The sequence below is a fragment of the Emticicia agri genome (assembly GCF_004168285.1).
In the GTDB taxonomy this organism is placed as follows: Bacteria; Bacteroidota; Bacteroidia; order Cytophagales; family Spirosomataceae; genus Emticicia; species Emticicia agri.
This window is the reverse complement of sequence record NZ_SEWF01000025.1, coordinates 77,306-99,061: the sequence shown is the minus strand read 5'-3', so window position 1 is coordinate 99,061 and position 21,756 is coordinate 77,306. Positions and strand designations below refer to the sequence as shown.

Sequence of the window (21,756 nt, the reverse complement as noted above, 5' to 3'; positions counted from 1 at the left end):
GCACAAGTAAAAGGTGTAGCCCTACCTGTGTACTTTAAAGTTTATGAACATAAAGGTGTATTATCAGAAAAGGATCGTATCAATTTCATTCGTAAGGCATTTGTACTCATAGATTTGCATGGCAAACTATTGATAGCCGATAGAGAGTTTATAGGAAAAGAATGGTTTAGCCATTTGCTTGCCTTTGAGTTAAATTTTGTTATCCGCTTACGTAAGGGGATGTATCGTAAACCAATCGAAGATAGTGGCTACAGTTATGAGGAATTAGAGATGAAAGCAACAAGAAAAGGCTATTCTCAGGCTATTTTTACTGTTTGTGGACAAAAATACAGAATTGAGATGTGGCGTTCTGATAATAAAGGTGAGCCTATTATCTATTTGATTACCAATGTTTTAAATAAAAAAAGAATCGGAAAACAGTATGCAAAACGTTGGAAAATTGAATATTGCCGCTTCGGCGGTCCGATTTAAGCATATGAAGACTAATGGATTTAACTTAGAGGATATGTCATTAACTGATTTGAAAAAAATCCGTTTGATGATTAGCTTAGTAGTTGTCGCCTATATTTTAGCAATAAGGGAAGGAATTATTCAACAAAAAGTGCAAAAAATTAGAACAATAAAATACAAAAATGGAGATAAATATCCTGCCGTCTCTATTTTTAGAAATGGATTGCAAGCTATTAGTAATTGTATAATTAGCTGGTTTGATTTGAACAAATATTTGTCCTTTATTAAGAAAAAAAAATATTCAATAATCCAAATTGTATAGTAGTATATGACGAGTTATACAAAGAACTTGACCTGAAAGAGTATAAATTCAGACCTGAACGAATGATTGTTTTTCATGTAGAGTCTTTTGACTGGAATTGTCCGCAACATATTACACCAAGATATACAGTTGACGAAATTGAGCATATATTAAAACCACAACGTGAGTATATCAGCCAATTAGAAGCTGAAATTGAACAATTAAAGGCAAAGATAAATACACAAAATGCTTAATCAGGATACATTTACGCTTGTTGACCCTATAAATGGCAACCTTGCATTCAAACTTTTTTCATTTTCAGGGAACGGTTATTTTGACCATATTCAAAGGCATAATTATTTCTCTGTTATCTGGATTAAGCAAGGAAACGGTAAGGCTAAAGTGGATTTTTCTGAGTACGATTTTTCAGAGGATAGTATTTTCTTTTTCACGCCTTATCAACCATTTATGATACAGGAAACGCAGGAAATAGCAGGGGTTGTGTTAAATTTTCACCCTGATTTCTTTTGTATTCATAAACACCATCAGGAGGTAGCGTGTAATGGGATATTGTTTAATAATATCTATAACCCACCTTTTGTAAAAGTAAATGAAACAGCAAAGCAGACTTTTGAAATGGTACTGACACAGATGAAGTCAGAATTGCAAACACCTGCTTTGGCACAATATGAGCAGTTAATAGCCTATCTGAAAATTTTTCTGATAACAGCTTCACGGTTAAAAATAGCACAACAACCGCAAGCCCAGCAAGATTTTGCTGATAAGAAAGAGCCTTTTATCTTACAAACGCTGAAAGACTTTATTGAAGTCCATTTCAAAACCAAACATTCGGCCAGTGACTATGCCGATATGCTGAATATATCTCCCAAAGCATTAGCTAAAATCACAAAAACACATTTTAATAAAACCATAACAGATTTAATTTCGGAAAGAATAGTGATTGAGGCCAAGCGAGATTTGTATCTGACTAATAAATCAGTGAAAGAGATTGCACACGACCTGGGTTATGATGATGAGTATTATTTCAGCAGATTTTTTAAAAATAATGCTGACGTATCGCCACAGATGTATCGTGAAACCGTAGGTTTTGCGAGAGGGTGAATTAGTAGAGAGGTACAGTTCGCCGCACGATTGCAATTGCGCAGCGAACAGTACCTCTCTACATAAAAAACAGTAAAACCTTACTTTATATAACTAAAATCTTGTCCGGCTTCTAATCTGAGTAAGATGGCATAATATAAATCAATACATGCCTGAACATCTTCTTTGTGGCACATCTCTACTGTAGTGTGCATATATTTTTGCGGTAAAGAGATTAATGCCGAAGCTACCCCCTCTGCCGAATACGCAAACGAGTCGGTATCAGTACCTGTTGAACGGCTTGCTGCTGCTCTCTGGAATGAAATTGAGTTTTCGACGGCTGTATCAATCATAAAGTTGAGCAGGTTGTTTTGTACCGCCGGGCCGTATGTTAATACAGGGCCTCTGCCACAAGCCAAATCACCATCTAATTTTTTGTTATACATCGGCGACTGCGTGTCATGAATCACATCGCAACAGATAGCCAAATCAGGTTTCAGTCTTCTTGAAATCATTTCAGCGCCACGAAGCCCTATTTCTTCCTGTACAGAGTTTACTACGTACAATGTATAAGGCAACTGGATATTGTTTTCTTTTAGTTTGCGAGCCACTTCGGCAATGATATATCCACCAATACGGTTATCTAAAGCACGCCCTACATAGAATTTGTTGTTCAATTCCATCAGCGAATCTTCAAAAGTAATTACGCAACCTACATGAATGCCCATTTCTTCTACCTCAGCTTTTTTTGCAGCACCCACATCTATAAAGATATTTTTCAACGTCGGTCTTTCTTCGGTGGCAGATTCCCGCACGTGAATGGCAGGCCAGCCAAATACACCTTTTACAATACCTTTGCGAGTATGAATATTCACTCTTTTAGAAGGGGCAATCTGATGGTCGGAACCACCATTGCGACGCACATAAATGTAGCCATCTTCTGTAATGTAGTTCACAAACCACGATATTTCGTCAGAGTGTCCTTCAATGACTACCTTGTAAGGTTGTCCCGGATTAATAACCCCCACTGCTGTGCCATATACGTCAACCAGTTGTGTATCAATGTATGGCTTTATGTAATCAAGCCATATTTGTTGTCCTGATGCTTCAAAACCAGTAGGAGAAGCATTGTTTAAATACTTGTAAAGAAATTCAATATTTGGTTCTGCCATAATTCTCTTACCCTTTGGTGAAAAATTTGTGCAAAGGTAGAGAAATTAGTGAATTATTGACTTGAAAAATGATTGATTTAGTGATTATTTAGTCTTGAACTGTGATTTAACTGATTGAATGATTAATATGATTTTAAAAGTGAAATTCTATGTAATGGAAGGATTTATAATTTGAATTATTCAACCATTCTATTTCTGAATACAAGGTTTATCAATTAATGAGAATCAGCGAAATCATTCAATCAGTTAAATCACAGTTCAAGATTAATCTTTCTTATAAAACCCCTGCAAGGCTCTGCTGAAAGTTATCATGGCTACATCCATGTGGTCTAAGTCAGTATAAATGGCCTGATGCAGATTCAGATTTGGTAGTTTAGCATTGGTTATATCAGTACTTAATTTTTTGACAGGATTAATATTCCAGGTCGGGTCTTCTAAGCCTCCGGCAGTCAGATAAATACTTAAGGGGTTTGTAGTTTTTCTGTTTTGCAGCTTTGCCGTCAGTTGATTCAGATAGTAATTATTATACCACAGCGTTGGGCTGGCTGAACCAATATTCCTGAAAGTTGTCTGATTATTTTCAATCTGATTTAATAAAGCATAAAGACTAAAGTATCCCCCAAAAGAATGCCCTAATAGTGAGCGATTGGTAGTATCGGTTCTGAAATTAGTATCAATATGCGGAATAAGTTGATTAACTATAAAATTATTGAAGGTTTTACCACCACCCACAGCTTTCATCTCATCAGAAGGTATAGAGGCAGGATATAAATAATCACGCTCACGCAAAGAATCCATGGTTGCAAAAGATTTATAGCCTATACCGACTAAAATCATAGGAGGCAATAAACCTGCTATTTCGTATTGTTTTACTGTTTCTGCCAGCATTGGGAAAAAGAAATTGGCATCTACCATGTAAACCGTAGGGTATTTTGCGTCAGGTTTTTCAAAATAGGCTTTTGGTAGTTGAACAGAGATATAGAATGAATCTTTTACCGCCTCTGAATAGAGGTTGAATTTTTTATCAAGCGTCTGAATCGGCTCATTGCTTTTTGTATCTGAATGTGTGCAAGCATAAGCAAACAAAGCAAACAGGAATAGGGAAAATAGTTTTTTCATCGGGTTAGTGAGTAATGATTAGATTGATTAAAGCCCTATTGCTATCCTTAAACCCACAGGTGGTTGCTTACTGAACAGGTTAATTTCGGGTTGGATTCTCAGGAATGGAGTAGCCTGATACCAGCCAAACAGTTTTACAGATTTTTCGGCATAGCCTGCAAATATCCCTGCTTTTAAGTCTATATCGTTGCCCTTTTCTTTCTTCTTGAAAAAGGTCATTCCTACAAAAGGCATGTATTTAGTGCTGAACTGATAAGTGTTATCAGCTTTTCGTTCATGTGGAAAATAAGCTTGTGCACCTACTAAAAAGCCTTTCTTCAAGTATCTGCCTGAGACTAAACTGATACCCAACATAGCTGAGGGGATAATCTTGTCCCGATAAGTGCCTACACCAATATCGCCATGAAGCTCTAAGAAATCTAATAAAGCGGCTCCTATTGTCTGAGACTTGATTTTCTGATTCACTATATCATTTTCTACTTTTACCATTTTCCAAGGATACGTACTTTTTCGCTCATTTTTTACTCTTTCTACCGCTTCAATAATAGTCTGGTTGAGATTGAGTTCTAAAATATCTCTGATGTTGTCCAGACTATTAAGCACAAACGTAAATTGCTGATGCGGATAGGTTTTAAATACATGATTGTGAGACTTTACCAATTCTGACACGGCTTTATCCTGATACTTAACCAGTATAAGCGTATCTTGCAGTAACTGTACTAATTGCACCTCTCGGTCTTTAGCTATCTGTAATACCTCTTTTTGCGGATAATACTGTATATCAATCAAAGGGTTGCCGTTGACATATCGGTTTTTACCGTAATAGGTGATTTTCTTGGAAGCGTCTTTTCTGAAACTGTCTTTTACCAATAGGTAATCTGCCCAGAAACTCCGTAACAATGAGTCTGCATTGATTTTTAAATCGTAATCTTTGCCCTGAAAATCGATTAATAGCCTGTTTTTATTGCCAAAATCAATAGTAACTTTATTACTGTTTTTGCTTATTTCTTCAATGGTAAAAACATCAGCCCGTTTGCCGAAAGTACTGAGTAGGATAGGAGGCCGAATCCCTTCGAGTACATTCATAGTATCATATTCAGCGTTGGTCTGGCATATAGCTCCCTCGGCAATGCCCGTCAGGAGCATTGATAAAACAATGATGGTTCTTAACATATATATACTTGGTTTTAAATGCTGTTAATGCTGATTTCTTACAGCAAATCTGACTTTGAATTTGGGTTGTGGTATGGGTGCTTTGTCTATATTGGAAATTTCATTGACATGAATAGTCCTGAATTGTGGTTTTACCTCGGCCATAACAGGTTTGAAATGAATGGAATCCTGTTTAATAATGGGAGCAGTAACAGGCGTCAGATTCATTTTTACAGCTAACTGTTCTACTTCAATCTTCAACTCTTTTTTGAGCTGAATCGCTTCTTTTTTTCTGGTCTTATCTATTTTTACTTTTGTTTTTTCAGGAACTACAACTGCTACAGGATTTGGGACTTCTTTGGGGGGCTCAATTATTTTTGTGTCAGTTGTTACAGGTATTTCTTGTTTTGTTGTAGAAACTGAAACTATCCCTACTATCAATCCACCTAAACAAGCGGCTACGGCTACCCATTGCCACCATGATTTGCGTTGGGGTTTGTCCAGTTTTTTTTGCAATTCTCCCCAGAATAAATGCTCATCAAAAGCGGAATTTTCGGGCAGAGAATCTTCTGCACCATCAATTTTTTTTCGAAAAAAGTCATCAAATTTATGTTCCATAGCTGTATCCTAATTTCGTCAGTTCTGCCTGTAATAGCATTCGGGCTTTAAACAATTGGGTTTTTGAGGTATTTTCGCTGATACGCAATTGAGCGGCTATCTCTTTATGGCTATATCCTTCAATGATAAAGAGGTTAAAAACCGTACGGTAGCCATCGGGTAACTTTAAAACCAACTGATAAATGGCCTCTTCATCAAAATGCTCATACCCTGAAAAATCACTGGTAATTTCTTCGTCGGCTATTTCTTCCATGAGTACCCAGTTCATTTTTCGTTGCCTGATAAACATCAGACATTCATTTACCATCAGTTTTTTCAGATAAGGTTCAATTGTATTCTCTCCACGATATTCAACTTTGCTGACTGAGTTAAAAAATTTCAGAAAACCATTCATTAATAATTCCTGTGCATCGGCTTCATTAGATACATAGCGGATACATAGCCTGAACATTCGTTTCACAAAACGGTCATAGACACGTTTTTGCACAAACGGGTTATGTTTCTGTAGCTCTTGTATCAGCTGTAGTTCCTGCATTCGTAACAATGATTTTGGCTTTCAATAGTATATATGCAAAAAGTAGATGGGAAGTTTTCTGAGAGTGGACTTTTTTTATTGTATCACGATTTTTCAAATCGTCAAAATTCGGCAGAATTCTATAAATCTACAGATACGGAGGTCTCCATAGTTGTCATCTCGACGATTTGAAAATCGTGATAGATGATAACAACAAAAAAGCATTGCCTAAAACAAGCAATGCTTTCTGAATAATAAACCCTAACCCTAAACTATGAAAAAAAACTACTCTTTGATTTCGGTTTGATTACCGGCTGCTGACTGCCACCGATAAGATTTTAAACTCTGTTCTGCGATTGGCCTGATGCTGTGCTTCATTGCAACCGACACCATTTGCACAATCGTTCAGCAATTCGCTCTCTCCATATCCCTTTGCTTCAATTCTTGCAATTTCTATGCCACGTGTTAATAAATAATCAACTACTGCTCTCGCCCTGTTTTCAGATAGTTTTTTGTTAAATGCATCGCTCGAACGACTATCTGTATGTGAACGGATTTCGATACGCATTTCAGGATATTTCTTTAGTAACGGCACCAGTTTGGCTTCTAATTCTTTAGCGGCATCTGGCCTGATAAAGAACTGACCATAGTTGTAATAAATATTCTCTAACCTGAAAATATCACCTTCGCCTACCAACCCTAAATTCTGCTCAAAGGTCTTAGGTCCTTTTTTGGTTGGTTTTACCTTACCCAGGTTTTCGGTGTTTACTGCATATTTATCTTTAATAGCTGTTACGCTATAGTCTCCCTCTTTTTTAGGCTGAAACTCGTATTTCCCATCTATGCCAGTTACTACTGATTCAATAGAGCCATCTTTTTCGTTTTCTAAAGTAACAGTCGCCCCTTCAATCGGTATCTGGTTTACTTCGGCTACAATTGTTCCTTTTATAATAGGTGGCGGTGTTTTAGACTTTTGTAGGTACATCGTGATTGATGTTCTGTTTTTTAATGAGGTCGCAAATGTACCGTAAGTAATACTATTGGGTTCATAGCCTTCTTTCATGGCCTTAAACTCAAAATCTGTTCCTGCTTCCAGACAAATAGAGACTTTCCCATCTGGCCCGGTAACAATTAATTCTTTATTCAGGCCATCTTTCAGCAAGCGCACATCTACACTTTCAATAGGTTTTTTGGTATCATTGTCATATACTAACACATTCAACTGGCGGCATCCATGCACAAATGAATAGAGATTGTCGTCGTTATACCCACGTTTGCGGTTCGAGCTGAAATATCCTCTGCCACGTCCGGCATCAGTAATCAATCCGAAATCATCTCTTGACGAATTAATAGGTGCTCCTAAGTTTTTTACCTCACTCATCGGAATGCCCTCTCTCAATTCTACATAAAAAATATCTAAGCCACCTAAGCCTTCGTGTCCGTCAGAAGCAAAATACATATCGCCGTTTTCGTCAATAAACGGAAACATCTCGTTGCCCTCTGTATTAATTTCTCTGCCCAAGTTTACGGGCGAACTCCATTCTCCGTCGTGGTATTCGGTTACATAAATATCTGTTCCGCCAAATCCACCGGGCATATCAGATACAAAATAGAGTTTGGTATCGTCAGGCGATAGCGCCGGATGTCCGCATGAATATTCTGCGCTATTAAAAGGTAAATCAATAATATTGCCCCATCTATTATTGGTTTCAGAGGCCATATATAGTTTCAGTTTGGTGATACCATCTGAACCTACCCGATTGGCTCCTTTGCTGCGGTTATTACTGGTAAAAATGATTTTCTTATAATCTTTAAAGAAAGTAGCAGGCCCTTCATGATATTTTGAATTGAGTGTCTTGCTGAACTGCTCTACTTTAGTTAAAGGTTTTTCTTCTTTTTCGTCGTCTTCTGCTTTTTCAAGTGTGCCTAATGAAGTAGAAATGGCACCCGCCCCAGCTTGTTTCATGGTTGTATTGTCTTTTCTTAACTGTGTGGTATCAGGAAAAACAAACAGGTCGAGAAAAGGAGTCTGGTTTTGCATAAATACCCGTTTGATAATGCCACCTTCTTCACGTGCTGAGACAAAAACCAAAGCGTTTTTGTAAAACATCGGGCTGAAATCTGACTGACGGGAGTTGAGTGCGTAAAGGTAATCTATTTTATAGGTTGACGAATCTTCAAAGAAACAGCTGTTATCCATATAAGCTACGGTAAACTTTCGTCCACGCATATCGGCAGTTTGTTCCTGCCCATATTTGCTATACATTTTCTGTGATTCTTTGTACTTGCCATTATTGGCTAATGCCTGCGCATAGTACAGGTAGATTTCGCTTTCTACCTGGCTGCCATAAGCTTCTAATAGCTCGGCATAGGTAAGCTCTGCATTGCGTGAATCTTGTACTTTACGATAACTGTAGGCCAGTTTGGTTAGCGCTTCTTTCACTTCGGGTGTTCCTTTTTTAGCTGCTCTCAGATAATCTTCATAATTGCGGATAGCCTCCACATAACTGATGTTATCGAAGTTGCGGTTCGCAATTTTTAGTTTATTACTTTGAGCAAAAGTATGTTGGACTATTAGGAAAGCAAATGCCAACAGCCCAATTCTTGTTTTTATCATGGACTTGACTTTTATTAAACGGGTTAAATAATATAACTTTTGGGTTACATTTTTAAGGTTGTCAAAAGCCGTGCCAAAAGGGTTATAAAGAGGGCGATTGTTTTTGGTAGGGGTAGAATAAATAAATTTTAATGTGAAGGGATTATTAAATTTCCTGGAGATGATTAGAGGCCAACGTTTCACCGACTGAAGTCGGTGTCTAAGAAAACAAAGGAATTATTTAATAATGTAATGCGGACCGGGCGTCGGTCGCTTAAGTCCGCATAGTTAAGATGAACTTTCCTTTGTTTTTTTAGCCGGCGAATTCATTCGCTGTTCGCATAGCATGTATTCTAAGGATTTGTTTCGTCCCCTGCGTAACCTTAAACCGCTCATCAGTCCGTTGCCCGATAACCCACACAATGTCATCGTCGGAGCATAATAGAAGTGTTTTCTTTTTCAGGTGAAGCGGCACCTTCTTATCTACTAAAAAATCGCTGATTTTCTTTTTGCCTTTCATACCTAAAGGAATAAACCAGTCGCCTTCTTGCCAGGGGCGTATGCGCAAAGGGTAGTTGAGTGTATCAGCATCTACCCATAGAATGTCAGAATTTCTTGCGGTATTCAGGTAGTTTTGCCAATCTTCTATAGATGTATTGCTTATCTGTAATTGTAAGCCGTAATAATCAAGGGTTTCGGTGCCTTTGTCAATCAACAACTCCTCAAAAGTCGTTTCTTCTTTAGGGGTAATAATCAGATATTCCCGGTCTTTAGTGAGCGTATGTGTACCCGAATGAAAGGCCTTACCGGAACTTTTACACAGAGAACGATAAATTTCTTTCGATTGGAAATAGTTAAAGCCAAATTCTTTTAGTGTTTCCTCTAAAAAATATGCGCCAGATTGCCAGTTTTGAATGACTTCTATTTTCAGAAATAAAGCGTCATTTGCCTCTTGGCTGATGGCTTTTTTAAATTCACTTAAGTTCTTTTGAAAATTACTTTCAATGGCTTGTATTCGCTCAATATTGCGTGCAAAAGTATGCTCTAAATTAGGATTGATTTTTTTCAGTAGCGGTACTACTTCATTTCGCAATAAATTACGTTGGTAATCATTTGACGCATTACTGCTATCTTCCCGCCACGCTAATTGCTTCTCTGCTACATAGTTTTCAATGTCTGCCCTTGAGGCAAATAGCAGTGGTCTGATGATATAGCCTTTCTTTGCCAGAATCCCCCTCAATCCCGAAATACCTGTACCTTTGGTAAGATTGAGCAGAATGGTTTCAATGCTATCATTCAGGTGATGGGCGGTGGCAATGTATTGGTAGTCTAATTCTTTTCTCAATGCTTCAAACCATTCATAGCGAAGCTGTCGGGCAGCCATTTCAATCGAGAGTTTGTGGTTTCGGGCGAAGGTTTGGGTTGGGAAGGCGGTAGCACGGAATGGTATTCCGTGGCTTGCACATAGCTGCTTCACAAACTCAGCATCTTGGTCAGAGTCTTTGCCTCTCAACTGAAAATTACAATGGGCTACCGTAAAATTAAACTTCGCCTCCCGAAACAGGTCTAATAATACAACAGAATCCTTGCCACCACTCACTGCTAACACAATTTTGTCAGTAGGTGTAAAAAGACTTTGTTCGTTAATATATGTTAAGAAAGAATGAAGCATTCCTGCAATTACGTATTTTTGCAAACAAAATTAGAATATTGCTCACAAGATGTTGATTATTGACCTGAAAAATATAAGAATAGTACGTTTCATTCGCACAAACAGGTTTCCACTGATGGTGTTGGTGGGTTTGCTATGCTCGTTTATATCCAATGCTCAAAAACCATTAAACCCACCTGTACCTACTGCTCCTAAAACCCGGGTTAATCTAATACATGCAGATAGTATTGTAGGTAATAACCAGAGTATGAACGTATCCAGACAATTTCTTGGGAATGTGTCTTTTCAGCACAAGGGTGCAGTACTGTACTGTAATACGGCTACTCAATTTGAATTAAGTAATACTATTGAGGCTTTTGGTAATATCCGCATCGTGCAAGGCGATACTCTGACTGTAACGGGCGACACTCTTTATTACGATGGTAATACAAGATTTGCCCGTGTTTTGGGAAAAAAAGTAACTTTAACCGATTCAAAGGTGACACTTACTACCAGAGTGATAGAATATGATATGGCACGAAATAGAGCCTACTATCCGGTACGTGGCGTAATTGTACAGGATTCGAGTACGCTCAAGAGTGAGAAAGGGTATTACAATACCCGCTCCAAAATTTTTAATTATAAAGAAAACGTAGAAATAATTAATCCGAAATACACTATTACCACTGATAGTTTACAGTACAATGCCCGAACTAAAATGGCTCTGTTTAAAGCACCAACGCTTATTAAAAGTAAAGATGGTGAGATAGTGGCAAATAGCGGTAGTACTTATAATACCGAAACCCAACAGTCGAATTTTAAAGGTCGCTCCAAGATAGTCAATGAAAACTATACGCTAACGGGGGATACCTTGACTTTTGACCAGAAAACAGAATCGGGAGTTGCCAGAGGAAATGTGGAGCTGATTTCAAAGAAAGATAAAGTGATACTGACAGGCAAACGGGCTATTCGTAACGGGCAAACAGGCTTTACCAAAATAATGGGCAATGCTATTATGCGTAACGGGTCAGAAAAAGATACCTTGTATATGCGGGCAGATACGCTCTACGCCTATGAAATGATGGACGACAGTACTACCAGAACCAAAAAAGATACGGTGAAGCGTGAGAAAAAAATGGAAAAACTGATAGCACAGGGCAATGTACAGATTTACAGAATAGATATGCAGAGCAAAAGTGATTCGTTGCTCTACGACCTGAAAGACTCAGTAATACATTTTTTTACAAAACCTATATTATGGAACCCTCAGAACCAATCTGAAGCCGATACAATTCACGTATATATGAAAAACGGTAAGGTAAACCGGATGTTTCTCGTCAATCAGGGGTTTGTCATAGCCAAAGACACTTCCTCAAACTATAATCAGGTAAAAGGCCGGAGAATTACAGCCTTGTTTAATGAACAAACACGCCTTGACCAGGTGGTTGTAGAAGGGAATGGCGAAAGTATTTATTATGCTTTAGACGACAGAAATAAACTAATTGGTGTAAATCATGTCGAATGTAGTAAAATGAATATCAGGTTTAAAGAAAACCAGGTGAAGCGTATAGCTTTTATAGGTAAACCTGATTCTAAACTTGTTCCGCCTAAAGAACTGACTAACAGTGCAAACCGATTAGATGGCTTTAGCTGGAGAGAAAAAGAAAAACCGACAAAAGAAGAAATTCTTGGTGTGAAATTTGATGTAAAACAATAGGCTGGCACACTTTTTTTAATATAAAAAGTATTAAATAGGCATTAAAAAATAGGGCTAACGATAAAATTTATAACTTATTGCAACCATTTAATCATAATTAGCGTCCTTATATAAAAAATTAATTTGGTTTTTACAGCTTGTTATATATATTTGTACAATCCCTACAAATCACATAACGAATCTTATAAAAGTTTTTTAGTTAAAATATGGTGAAAAATTTACGAAAATACATATTGGTGTTGATTGGATTGGCTCTACTATCAAACGTTGCCTTGGCGCAAGTCGAGAAAGGCAAGTCACGTTTGGATATTGGTAAAAAGCCAACCACAAAAGCGCAGGTTCAGAAATTGAGCTATGTAGGTAAGCCAATGCCTAAAGAAGTAAAATTAGACAAACCTACTGTGGTTAATCAATACTTTAGAAATGCCCTCCTGAATGGTTCTACAAAACCAGTAGTTGTGAAAACAGGTAATACAGAAACGCTTACAGCCAGTGTTGATAGAAATGTAGCCAATAGTGGTGAGCCTGATAAATTGTTTTCAAACGATAAAATAACGGTTTCAAATATTTATCCGAATCCGGCCAACGATTTTGCAATGGTTGATTACGCCATTACAGGGAATGTAAATGATGCAAGTATGTCGTTTTATAATTTACTGGGTAATGAGGTAGGTAATTTTGAGTTAGACAAAAACGACCGTAAATTAAAAGTACAGACAACTAACTGGGACTCAGGTGTGTATCTGTATCAATTAGTGATTGATGGCAAAAAAGTAGTTACCAAAAAATTATTAGTAAGACATAACTAAGCATTTGAGAAAGATATACTATCAGGGAAGTGAGCAATCGCTTCCCTGTTTTTTTTGGAAAAGCGAATGGAATATGGCTTTTTTGCAGAAAAAATCATTTGCTTAATACCTGCTCATGCAAAAATACTCAGTTATCACACCTGTTTATAACCGCCCTGATGAAGTCAGAGAATTGCTGGAAAGCCTGACAAGGCAGACTTACAAGAACTTTGAGGTGATAATTGTGGAAGATGGGTCTACACTTAAGTGCGAAGAAGTGTGCAGGAGTTTTGAAAAACAACTCGACATCAGCTATTTCTATAAACCTAATTCAGGGCAGGGATTCTCCCGCAATTATGGTTTCGAGCGTGCATCCGGCGATTATTTCGTGCAATTAGATTCTGATGCCATTATTCCTGAACGATATTTTGAGATTGTCGATAATTATCTTTCAACACATTGGTTAGATGCCTACGGTGGCCCTGATGCCGCACACGAAAGTTTTACTGATACCCAGAAAGCCATTAACTACGCCATGACATCGGTATTTACTACCGGAGGCATCAGAGGAAAGAAAAATAATGCCGGAGGACAGTTTCATCCACGAAGTTTCAATTTCGGTATATCCAGAAAAGTATGGGAGGTAACCCAGGGCTATACCATGACCCGCATGGCCGAAGATATTGAATTCAGTATCAGAATTATTGACAAAGGTTTTAAAGTAGGTTTGATAGAAGAAGCCTTTATCTATCATAAAAGACGTACTGACTTCGGACAGTTCTATAAGCAATTGCACTTCTTTGGTCGTGGACGAATCAATCTATCCAGAATGTTTCCTTCTGAATTGAAACTGGTACATTTTTTTCCGATGCTGTTTACATTGGCTTGCTTGTCAATTCCTATTCAATACCTGCTTAGTTTTATAAGCTCCTTTTTCTACGGTACTTTTATTTTGTCTATTATGATTACAATCCTTTATATACTCCTGATTTTCATTGATTCAACCATAAAGAATAAGAGTGTAAAAGTTGGTTTTTTAAGCATAATCGCCTGCTTCATTCAATTATTTGCCTACGGCATTGGCTTCATGCAGGAAAAACTTAAAGGAGCATAGATTATTATTAAAAAATTTTGCCACAAAGTACACAAAAGCCGCAATGTTACACGATTCTGATAAAACCATTGTGTAACATAGTGTTTGTGACAAAATAATAATTAAAAGACTTTGTCTTAAAATCCCCCTTTAGGGGTTAGGGGTGTGTTTATTGTCTCAGGTGCCTCTTCAAATACCCCACACTTCTGCTAAACGGCTTTAACCCTACAAACAACAGGGTAGCTGAAATAATACAGCCTGTAAATTGTGTAATAAAGATAGACTGATGAATTTTGAGAGAGTCATGAAATACCACATCGTTTAAAACGCCTACCGTTAAAGGTCCTAAGCCCAGACCGATGATATTCACCACAAACAGGAAAAACGCTGAAAAAATAGCCCGCATATTGTTGGGTGTTACTTCCTGAATAGCTGCCGTAGCTGACCCATAGGGAAATGCCGCAAAAAAGCAGAATAAAGCAATAAAAATGAGCGAGATATTAGGGTTAGCGAGTAACGGGCCAAAAGTACACAGAATTGAGATAAACATACCGATAAAAGCTGCCTGCATTTTGGCATTTACTACCCCCTTTTTCGATAAGTAATCTGCGTATCGGCCACCTGTGAGTACACCTAAAGTAGCAAAAACAGAAACAATTACACCAAACGTTAAACCTGCTTTCTGGCTTTCCCACCCATGTATCCGCTCAAGAAAAGTCGGCACCCAGTACATACCTGCATAAGAAGCTAACGACATGAAAGCTATCCCAAAGTTCAGGCTTAAAAAGGTTTTTTTATTGCCTTTGAAATAAGTGATAATCTCGGATATTGAGGCTTTAGCTGCCGATTCTTTGCCAGAATCTAATTCTTTGCGCTTAGGTTCTTTTACAGTTTGCAGCAATAATACAATCAAAAGTCCGGGCAAACCAATATAAAAGAAAATAACCTGCCACGAGAATATTTCTCCAAAAAACGGCAATTGAATATTTTCTTTCCCTATTATAGAACTGATGGCCGCTCCAATCAGAATAGAGAGCCCCGAACCTAAATATACTCCTAAATTATAAATACTCATAGCTGTGGCTAATTTCCGTTTAGGAAAATAATCTGAAATCATCGAATAAGCCGCAGGAGAGAGGGCTGCTTCCCCAATACCTACACCTACACGAGCCAGAAACAACATCGAATAACTATCTGCCAGACCACATAAAGCTGTCATCAGACTCCAGATAGCAATACCCCAGCCTATAATTTTTTTGCGGCTCATTCTATCAGCCATAATACCGATAGGGATACCTAAAAAGGTATAAAACAGCGCAAAACTCAACCCCATCAATAGCCCCATCTGGGTATCCGAAATTCCGAACGATTCTTTGATAGGTTTGACAAGAAGGGCTAAAATTTGTCGGTCAATAAACGAAGAAATGTAGGCCAATAAAAGTATGCCTAATACATACCAGGCATAACGAAGTGAGGACTGTTCTTTCATAGAGGTATCACCCGACAAGCAGTCGGGTTGCTTAGGTATAAGGTCTTAGATTGAGCAGTAAGTTAGTATTTTTTACTCAAAGATTGGGATTATTCTCATAAGAAATTTTACTTTTTTTATTCTGAAAGCGCTTGGCAATCTTCCTTATCAAAAACACAAATAACAATACGCAGAGAATGGCAATAAAAACCGGAATCCAGAGTGTAAGTGCAGAGAAGACAATGGAAATAAAGTTTTCGATGGTGGCTAAAATAGAATTGCCGAATCCGCCTGTAAATTTGGTAGAAGCTAACCGCAACAATCCGGTACCTGCCTGTATAGTTCCGGCTATGCCACCTCCGGCTACAATACCAAGTGTCCATTTCAATTCGGGAGAATCAATTTTCAGAAAAGAGGTTGTCAGGATAGTACCAGCCACAAAAGAAGCGGGCATGGCAATGGTATCCAGGAGGTTATCTACAACAGGGATATAGTACGCCAGAATTTCGGCTATGGTTGCTGCCCCTAAAATATAAGTAGCCGCAGGCGTACCCAACCACTCGAAACCTTGCGAAATATCGAGTACCCCGAAGCGGGTAGCAAGGTTACCTATAAGCATAGGTACAAAAATACGAAAACCCGAACAAGCACTTAAAGCAATACCGACACAAAGACTGATAAGCAATTCTTGCATAAACTGAACAGTTAAGACCATTCAATTTATGAAAATATTTTGCAAATTGGGTGGGTTCACCGAATAAATTCGGTGACTAAAATATCAGCGGAAGGATTTTATGCATCTGTGCCGGACCGCGCGGCGGCCGCTTAAGTCCGGCACTATATACAAAATACCCGTGCGACGTCCGCTTTGTTTTCTTAGGCAGCGAATTTATTCGCTGTCATTCCATGAACGAAAGAGTCATTTCTAAACCGTCTCCGAAACTGGTTTCTTTGGCCCGAGTTTATGCTTCACAATTATATTTACCCGATATACCAGCCATATACACAAAAGTATCACTACGATTGAAATAACTCCTAAAGTCGGATAATGCTCTAATGGACTGTTTTTATCTTTTTGTACAATAATAAGTCCTGCTACAATAGAGGCAATGCCACCAGCAATTTGCTGTAACGATGAGTTGATGCTCATAAATGCGCCTCTGTCCTGCATTTCGGGAATAGCTGTCATAAGAGAAGTAGCCGGAACCATTCTCGACATAATACCTGCAAACAACAGGATATTCAGCACCATAATAATCCAGAGTGGCATAGGAGTCAGGTTGGTATAAACAGCCGTCATGATTATTGCCCAGATTGAACCATAGGCAAATACCTTGAATTTATCATATTTATCACTCAAACGTCCTACCAGTGGCATGATAACAATAGATGCAATACCTGTTACCATAAACACCATAGGCAATTGTTCTTGCGTAATCTGTAAATTATTGATGGCAAAAGCACTGCCAAAAGGCATCATCAGAAATCCTCCTACCGATAGTAAAGCTGTTCCGGCAAAAGCTATCTGATAGTTTTTAGTGGCGAATACATGTCTGAAATGTTCCCACACATTTCTCTCAGTTTTCAGTTCAAGGTGCTTGGTAACAGGTTTTAATCCCTGCATGATAGCCACAGCAATAAGGATACTTAAACCCACTATCATCAGGAATGGCGCATGCCAGCCCCATAAATTGGCTAAATACAAGCCTATCGGAATACCCAGAACCTGACTTGCCGCAAAGCCCATTTGTATAGTACCCATTACCCGACCTCTTTGCTGTATCGGGAAAATATCGGTAATAATTGCCATGCCGATAGAGCCTATAACTCCACCAAATAAACCTGTAATAATCCGGGCTGCTACCAAGAGTTCATAAGTGGGTGCTAATGCACAGAAAAGAGTTCCTAATATGAACCCTATATAAAAAAACAATAATAACTTTTTACGGTCATATTTATCAGCAAAACCTGCTGCCAGTAAACCCGAAATCCCCGCACTGAAGGCATAGCTTGATACGGCAACACCAAATTGCTTGGGTGTAATATCTAATGATTTCATCAGAATATCTCCTAATGGCGACATCACCATGAAGTCTAAAACCACTGTAAATTGGGTAACTGCCAATAGAGCAATCACTAATTTCTGATACCCTGTAAAAGATGTTTTTTCCATACTATTTTTAATCGTTTAATTCTTCACACATAAACCCCCATTGTTTTACCAGACAAATGAGTTCGTTCATACAAATTCCTTCTGCCGATGCCCGTAGCACCCCATCACAATCCTGATAATCGACCGACCATTTTTTGATTTGTGGAATTTTATTGAGTTGCGCTGCAAGCTCATCTTTCATGGCAAGACTAAGCACGTTGGTTTTCAGAATAAATAACTCCATAGATAATAATAGCTTTTTCGCAAAAATTATAATTCGTCAAAATGATGTGTGTGGCCTCAGTTTATGCTTTCAGGGCTTTCATAACTACAGCAAATGTTTCCCACATAATTTCCTCAGAAAACCGGAAAGGATTACCTGCCAGACTAATACCATCGGTATGGAAATGAATCAGGGTATATAAAGGGGCATACGCCACTGACCAGAATACTTCACGGGTCATGGGTAGAATCTCTTTATTGGCTATAGCATTGTGCATAAATGCACCCATTGTTTCCAAAAATTCCATATCTAATGCTTCAAAAACCTGCCCACGTAGGGGAGAGTGTTTCAGTTGTTCAAGAAAAGATGCCTTTACCGGACTTTCCAGCCAATAATCTGCCCGATTACGCCATTGTATCCTCATACCTTCTTCAAAACGCATGCTCGGGTCAAAGTTTTTAAGAATCGCTTTTATTAATCGAGTGGCTTCTTCGTATCCTAACTGAATCAATAAATCTTCTTTATCCTTATAATAGATATATAGCGTAGCAGGCGAAACACCCGCTTCTTTGGCTAACTTTTGCATGCTGAAACCATCGAGACCTTCTCTTACAATCATCTCAATGGCTTTTTCTTTCACAAGCAGTTCTTTATGTTCGTCTCTGTATCTCATAATCAGGTACAAATATAAATGAATGTTCGTTCATTTATTGTTAAAAAATGATTAAATTTTTCCTTTGAAATGCCTGATAATGGCTCCGAAGTCCATTCCTTTAGACAGACCCCATACTGCTTGTGAAATACGTTTGCTTTTGATTTCTATAGATTTAACTCCCTCAATCCAGTTGGAGAAGTATCGCTGATGACCTGGTGGGAGAGAGTTAAAGAACTCCAGAGCCTTTGGTTCGTCTTCAAGACATACCAGTAAATCTTCAGATATTTTAAATTCGTCGGTGTCTATTTCTAAGGACACTTCTACACTGGCACCTTCTTCTTTTCTGATACCCTTACGCATAGCATCATTAATCGGGATAATGTAATCGCCATCGCCCATAGGTAATAGAGCCACCTGTTTGATAGGATAATTATCTAATTTACCCCGCACACGGTAAGTAGTTCGGGTATTAGGTTTAATCTGGTTTGCAATAGTTGCGGGAACGACAATGTAAGTCCAGCCTGTTTTTTCACCTTGTTTTTCAAATTTCTGTAGGTTAGTGTTAAAAGTAACCATTGTTTCTGAACGATTGTGTATCTTTATGAGTTTAAAATTAGGGAAATATTCGATACTAATTTACGCCGAATTTCACCGAATGAATTCGGTGGCTAAGAAAACAAAGGAATTTTTTATCTACATATGCTGACCTAAGTCAGCATTACATAATTAAAAATGTTCACTTGTTATATTAGGCGGTGAATTCATTCACCGTATTTCAATGTACAATTTTGAAAAAGCAAATTGAATGAGCGAGCAAAATCCTTCCGGTAATATTTTCGATTGGGCAGTGCTGAAAAGGTTGTTTCAGTTTATACGGCCGTATAAGTTTCGTTTTTATGTGCTTGTATTTGTCATTTTAGTAGGGGCAGCCTTAGCACCTGCTATTCCGTTATTGATTAAACAAACTATTGACGGCCCTGTTTCATCAGGTGATTATACAGGGCTTGCACGAATGATGCTGATTATGGTTGGGGTTTTGGTTCTCCAGTCGCTGATTCAGTTTGTGAATACCTATCTGGCCGGATGGTTAGGGCAGAATATCATTCGTGATATCCGTATCCAGTTATATCAGAAAATTATTCATTTGCGATTGAAGTTTTTTGATGATACCCCGATTGGCCGTTTAGTAACACGTACCATCTCAGATATTGAAACGCTGGCTGATGTATTCAGCGAAGGGATTGCTGCCATTGCCGGAGATATTCTGCAACTGGTGCTGATTATTACGGTAATGTTCTATACCGACTGGAAACTGTCTTTGATAAGTTTGAGTACTATTCCATTAATGCTGATTAGTACTTATATTTTCAAAGAGAAAGTTAAGAAATCGTTCAATATTGTGCGTAATGCCGTGGCTAACCTGAATGCCTTTGTGCAAGAGCATATTACAGGTATGAGCCTCGTACAGATTTTTAATTCCGAGAAAATTGAGTACAAAAAGTTTGTTGCCATTAATAAAGAACACCGCGATGCCAACATTAAATCTATTATGTACTATTCGGTTTACTATCCGGTGGCAGAGGTTATTGCTGCTTTGGGTACCGGACTGGTGGTATGGTTTGGGGCAAAACAGATGCTGAACAGCGAGGTGAGCTATGGTACAGTTACGGCCTTTATAATGTTTATTAATATCTTTTTCCGGCCAATCAGGATGCTGGCTGATAGAATGAATACCTTGCAGATGGGTATTGTGAGTACCGACCGCATTATTAAATTGCTGGATAGCGACGAATACACAGCGAATGATGGCAAATATACCACGCATCTGAAAGGAGAAGTAGATTTTAAAGACGTATGGTTTGCCTATAATCAGGAAAACTATGTGTTGAAAGATATTTCGTTTAAAGTAAATCAGGGCGAAACGGTGGCTTTTGTAGGTGCAACCGGAGCCGGAAAATCATCTATCATTAATCTGCTATCAAGATTTTATGAAATAAATAAGGGTGAAATACGGATTGATGGTATAGATATTAAACAATATGATTTAAAACACCTGCGTGAGCAGATAGGCGTAGTACTGCAAGATGTATTTCTGTTTTCAGATACTATCGAAAACAACATTACACTGGGTGATACCAGTATATCAAGAGAAAATATTATCGAAGCTGCCAAACTGGTAGGGGTTCATGATTTTATTATGCAGCTACCTAATGGCTACGAATACAATGTACAGGAACGGGGAGCTACCTTATCAGTAGGGCAACGCCAGTTAATTTCGTTTGTGCGGGCTATGGTACAAGACCCTAAAATTATTGTCCTGGACGAAGCTACGTCGTCAGTAGATACCGAAACAGAAGAACTGATTCAGAATGCTATCAGCCTGCTGATGAAAGGCCGCACAGCTATTGTAATTGCGCACCGGTTAAGCACCATACAGAAAGCCCACAAGATTATTGTCTTAGACAAAGGCCAGATTATGGAAGAAGGCAACCACGAAGAACTATTGGAAAAAGATGGCTTCTATGCGAATTTGTATCGGATGCAGTATAAGGAGGCGTTGGTGTAAATTTTTGTTTTTGGTAGAGACGCCATGCTTGGCGTCTTCATTGGACGGTGAATCCCAGGAAAAGTGATTGGGGAAGATAGAAAATAAGAGAAAGTTGTGCCGCAACAGAGTTGATAAATCAAAAAAGCCCTCAATCTACTGAGAGCTTTTTTTGATAATTATATATATTGATATAATTATGCCAATTTCACGTTCACGGCGTTTAGACCTCTTTTACCTTCTTGGATGTCAAAAGTTACTTGATCATCCTGACGGATTTGGTCCTTTAATTCTGAAACATGGACAAAAACCTCTTGGTTTGTTCCATCTACTTTAACAAAACCATAACCTTTGGTTTCGTTGAAAAACTTAACAATTCCTGTAGACATTTGAAAAAATTTGTATTTTGTACTTAAAGTACAAAGGTGAGATTATTAATTG

Annotated in this window: 22 protein-coding genes; 8 read left to right on the top strand and 14 right to left on the bottom strand. The window is 38.2% G+C overall.

Going from position 1 to position 21,756, the window contains the following annotated elements:
• The 4 genes from EWM59_RS17045 to EWM59_RS17035 form a co-directional block, all read left to right on the top strand.
• Positions 1–471 (top strand): transposase (locus tag EWM59_RS17045; protein WP_165372204.1); only part of this gene is annotated, 471 nt, incomplete at its 5' end.
• Positions 422–772, top strand: coding sequence for a hypothetical protein (locus tag EWM59_RS17040; protein WP_130022438.1), 351 nt, complete (start codon positions 422–424; stop codon positions 770–772). The genes EWM59_RS17045 and EWM59_RS17040, both read left to right, overlap by 50 nt.
• Positions 773–834: 62 nt before the next feature.
• A complete protein-coding gene (locus EWM59_RS27665) occupies positions 835–1,005 on the top strand; it encodes a DUF1192 domain-containing protein (RefSeq protein WP_165372203.1) in 171 nt (56 codons plus the stop codon).
• Positions 998–1,873 (top strand): helix-turn-helix domain-containing protein, encoded by an 876-nt coding sequence (locus EWM59_RS17035; RefSeq protein WP_130022437.1) that lies wholly within the window; start codon positions 998–1,000, stop codon positions 1,871–1,873. The genes EWM59_RS27665 and EWM59_RS17035 overlap by 8 nt, the downstream gene beginning before the upstream one ends.
• Before the next feature lie 80 nt (positions 1,874–1,953).
• Here EWM59_RS17035 and EWM59_RS17030 read toward each other — a convergent pair whose 3' ends face one another.
• The 7 genes from EWM59_RS17030 to tilS all read right to left on the bottom strand — a co-directional run bounded on the left by EWM59_RS17030 (position 1,954) and on the right by tilS (position 10,695).
• A complete protein-coding gene (locus tag EWM59_RS17030) occupies positions 1,954–3,024 on the bottom strand; it encodes a M42 family metallopeptidase (RefSeq protein ID WP_130022436.1) in 1,071 nt (356 codons plus the stop codon).
• A gap of 264 nt (positions 3,025–3,288) precedes the next feature.
• Positions 3,289–4,143 carry an alpha/beta hydrolase gene (locus EWM59_RS17025; RefSeq protein ID WP_130022435.1) on the bottom strand — a complete coding sequence of 285 codons (855 nt, stop codon included), beginning with the start codon at positions 4,141–4,143 and terminating at the stop codon, positions 3,289–3,291.
• A gap of 27 nt (positions 4,144–4,170) precedes the next feature.
• Entirely contained in the window at positions 4,171–5,316 is a 1,146-nt protein-coding gene (locus EWM59_RS17020) for a hypothetical protein (RefSeq protein WP_130022434.1), read from the bottom strand.
• Between the two features lie 24 nt (positions 5,317–5,340).
• A complete protein-coding gene (locus EWM59_RS17015; protein WP_130022433.1) occupies positions 5,341–5,913 on the bottom strand; it encodes a hypothetical protein in 573 nt (190 codons plus the stop codon).
• Complete coding sequence (locus EWM59_RS17010; protein WP_130022432.1) at positions 5,903–6,448, bottom strand: RNA polymerase sigma factor; 546 nt, start codon at positions 6,446–6,448, stop codon at positions 5,903–5,905. The genes EWM59_RS17015 and EWM59_RS17010 overlap by 11 nt, the downstream gene beginning before the upstream one ends.
• Positions 6,449–6,734: 286 nt before the next feature.
• A complete protein-coding gene (locus EWM59_RS17005) occupies positions 6,735–9,044 on the bottom strand; it encodes an OmpA family protein (RefSeq protein ID WP_130022431.1) in 2,310 nt (769 codons plus the stop codon).
• Between the two features lie 292 nt (positions 9,045–9,336).
• Entirely contained in the window at positions 9,337–10,695 is a 1,359-nt protein-coding gene (gene tilS, locus EWM59_RS17000) for a tRNA lysidine(34) synthetase TilS (RefSeq protein ID WP_207220004.1), read from the bottom strand.
• A 49-nt stretch (positions 10,696–10,744) separates the two neighbouring features.
• On the opposite strand from tilS, the gene EWM59_RS16995 reads away from it, so the two are divergent.
• The 3 genes from EWM59_RS16995 to EWM59_RS16985 all read left to right on the top strand — a co-directional run bounded on the left by EWM59_RS16995 (position 10,745) and on the right by EWM59_RS16985 (position 14,293).
• Complete coding sequence (locus EWM59_RS16995) at positions 10,745–12,391, top strand: OstA-like protein (protein WP_130022429.1); 1,647 nt, start codon at positions 10,745–10,747, stop codon at positions 12,389–12,391.
• A 206-nt stretch (positions 12,392–12,597) separates the two neighbouring features.
• Positions 12,598–13,200 (top strand): T9SS type A sorting domain-containing protein, encoded by a 603-nt coding sequence (locus EWM59_RS16990; RefSeq protein WP_130022428.1) that lies wholly within the window; start codon positions 12,598–12,600, stop codon positions 13,198–13,200.
• 115 nt (positions 13,201–13,315) lie between these two features.
• Complete coding sequence (locus EWM59_RS16985; RefSeq protein ID WP_130022427.1) at positions 13,316–14,293, top strand: glycosyltransferase family 2 protein; 978 nt, start codon at positions 13,316–13,318, stop codon at positions 14,291–14,293.
• A 148-nt stretch (positions 14,294–14,441) separates the two neighbouring features.
• Here the strand turns inward: EWM59_RS16985 and EWM59_RS16980 are convergent, their stop codons facing one another.
• The 6 genes from EWM59_RS16980 to EWM59_RS16955 all read right to left on the bottom strand — a co-directional run bounded on the left by EWM59_RS16980 (position 14,442) and on the right by EWM59_RS16955 (position 19,346).
• Positions 14,442–15,761 (bottom strand): spinster family MFS transporter, encoded by a 1,320-nt coding sequence (locus EWM59_RS16980; RefSeq protein WP_130022426.1) that lies wholly within the window; start codon positions 15,759–15,761, stop codon positions 14,442–14,444.
• 76 nt (positions 15,762–15,837) lie between these two features.
• Positions 15,838–16,434 carry a DUF4126 domain-containing protein gene (locus EWM59_RS16975; RefSeq protein ID WP_130022425.1) on the bottom strand — a complete coding sequence of 199 codons (597 nt, stop codon included), beginning with the start codon at positions 16,432–16,434 and terminating at the stop codon, positions 15,838–15,840.
• Positions 16,435–16,665: 231 nt separating this feature from the next.
• On the bottom strand, positions 16,666–17,913 hold the full coding sequence (locus tag EWM59_RS16970; RefSeq protein ID WP_130022424.1) for an MFS transporter: 1,248 nt from the start codon (positions 17,911–17,913) through the stop codon (positions 16,666–16,668).
• A gap of 7 nt (positions 17,914–17,920) precedes the next feature.
• Entirely contained in the window at positions 17,921–18,136 is a 216-nt protein-coding gene (locus EWM59_RS16965; protein WP_130022423.1) for a hypothetical protein, read from the bottom strand.
• A 61-nt stretch (positions 18,137–18,197) separates the two neighbouring features.
• On the bottom strand, positions 18,198–18,788 hold the full coding sequence (locus EWM59_RS16960) for a TetR/AcrR family transcriptional regulator (protein WP_130022422.1): 591 nt from the start codon (positions 18,786–18,788) through the stop codon (positions 18,198–18,200).
• Between the two features lie 51 nt (positions 18,789–18,839).
• Entirely contained in the window at positions 18,840–19,346 is a 507-nt protein-coding gene (locus EWM59_RS16955) for a YdeI/OmpD-associated family protein (RefSeq protein WP_130022421.1), read from the bottom strand.
• Between the two features lie 229 nt (positions 19,347–19,575).
• On the opposite strand from EWM59_RS16955, the gene EWM59_RS16950 reads away from it, so the two are divergent.
• Positions 19,576–21,336: an ABC transporter ATP-binding protein gene (locus tag EWM59_RS16950; protein WP_130022420.1), complete on the top strand. Its 1,761-nt coding sequence runs from the start codon at positions 19,576–19,578 to the stop codon at positions 21,334–21,336.
• Between the two features lie 176 nt (positions 21,337–21,512).
• Here EWM59_RS16950 and EWM59_RS16945 read toward each other — a convergent pair whose 3' ends face one another.
• Complete coding sequence (locus tag EWM59_RS16945) at positions 21,513–21,704, bottom strand: cold-shock protein (RefSeq protein ID WP_130022419.1); 192 nt, start codon at positions 21,702–21,704, stop codon at positions 21,513–21,515.
• Positions 21,705–21,756: the final 52 nt, after the last annotated feature.

Coding starts and splice junctions, on each gene's coding strand:
- EWM59_RS17040 (WP_130022438.1), top strand. CDS start 422: ATGCAAAACGTTGGAAAATTGAATATTGCCGCTTCGGCGGTCCGATTT.
- EWM59_RS27665 (WP_165372203.1), top strand. CDS start 835: ATGATTGTTTTTCATGTAGAGTCTTTTGACTGGAATTGTCCGCAACAT.
- EWM59_RS17035 (WP_130022437.1), top strand. CDS start 998: ATGCTTAATCAGGATACATTTACGCTTGTTGACCCTATAAATGGCAAC.
- EWM59_RS17030 (WP_130022436.1), bottom strand. CDS start 3,024: ATGGCAGAACCAAATATTGAATTTCTTTACAAGTATTTAAACAATGCT.
- EWM59_RS17025 (WP_130022435.1), bottom strand. CDS start 4,143: ATGAAAAAACTATTTTCCCTATTCCTGTTTGCTTTGTTTGCTTATGCT.
- EWM59_RS17020 (WP_130022434.1), bottom strand. CDS start 5,316: ATGTTAAGAACCATCATTGTTTTATCAATGCTCCTGACGGGCATTGCC.
- EWM59_RS17015 (WP_130022433.1), bottom strand. CDS start 5,913: ATGGAACATAAATTTGATGACTTTTTTCGAAAAAAAATTGATGGTGCA.
- EWM59_RS17010 (WP_130022432.1), bottom strand. CDS start 6,448: ATGCAGGAACTACAGCTGATACAAGAGCTACAGAAACATAACCCGTTT.
- EWM59_RS17005 (WP_130022431.1), bottom strand. CDS start 9,044: ATGATAAAAACAAGAATTGGGCTGTTGGCATTTGCTTTCCTAATAGTC.
- tilS (WP_207220004.1), bottom strand. CDS start 10,695: ATGCTTCATTCTTTCTTAACATATATTAACGAACAAAGTCTTTTTACA.
- EWM59_RS16995 (WP_130022429.1), top strand. CDS start 10,745: ATGTTGATTATTGACCTGAAAAATATAAGAATAGTACGTTTCATTCGC.
- EWM59_RS16990 (WP_130022428.1), top strand. CDS start 12,598: ATGGTGAAAAATTTACGAAAATACATATTGGTGTTGATTGGATTGGCT.
- EWM59_RS16985 (WP_130022427.1), top strand. CDS start 13,316: ATGCAAAAATACTCAGTTATCACACCTGTTTATAACCGCCCTGATGAA.
- EWM59_RS16980 (WP_130022426.1), bottom strand. CDS start 15,761: ATGAAAGAACAGTCCTCACTTCGTTATGCCTGGTATGTATTAGGCATA.
- EWM59_RS16975 (WP_130022425.1), bottom strand. CDS start 16,434: ATGCAAGAATTGCTTATCAGTCTTTGTGTCGGTATTGCTTTAAGTGCT.
- EWM59_RS16970 (WP_130022424.1), bottom strand. CDS start 17,913: ATGGAAAAAACATCTTTTACAGGGTATCAGAAATTAGTGATTGCTCTA.
- EWM59_RS16965 (WP_130022423.1), bottom strand. CDS start 18,136: ATGGAGTTATTTATTCTGAAAACCAACGTGCTTAGTCTTGCCATGAAA.
- EWM59_RS16960 (WP_130022422.1), bottom strand. CDS start 18,788: ATGAGATACAGAGACGAACATAAAGAACTGCTTGTGAAAGAAAAAGCC.
- EWM59_RS16955 (WP_130022421.1), bottom strand. CDS start 19,346: ATGGTTACTTTTAACACTAACCTACAGAAATTTGAAAAACAAGGTGAA.
- EWM59_RS16950 (WP_130022420.1), top strand. CDS start 19,576: ATGAGCGAGCAAAATCCTTCCGGTAATATTTTCGATTGGGCAGTGCTG.
- EWM59_RS16945 (WP_130022419.1), bottom strand. CDS start 21,704: ATGTCTACAGGAATTGTTAAGTTTTTCAACGAAACCAAAGGTTATGGT.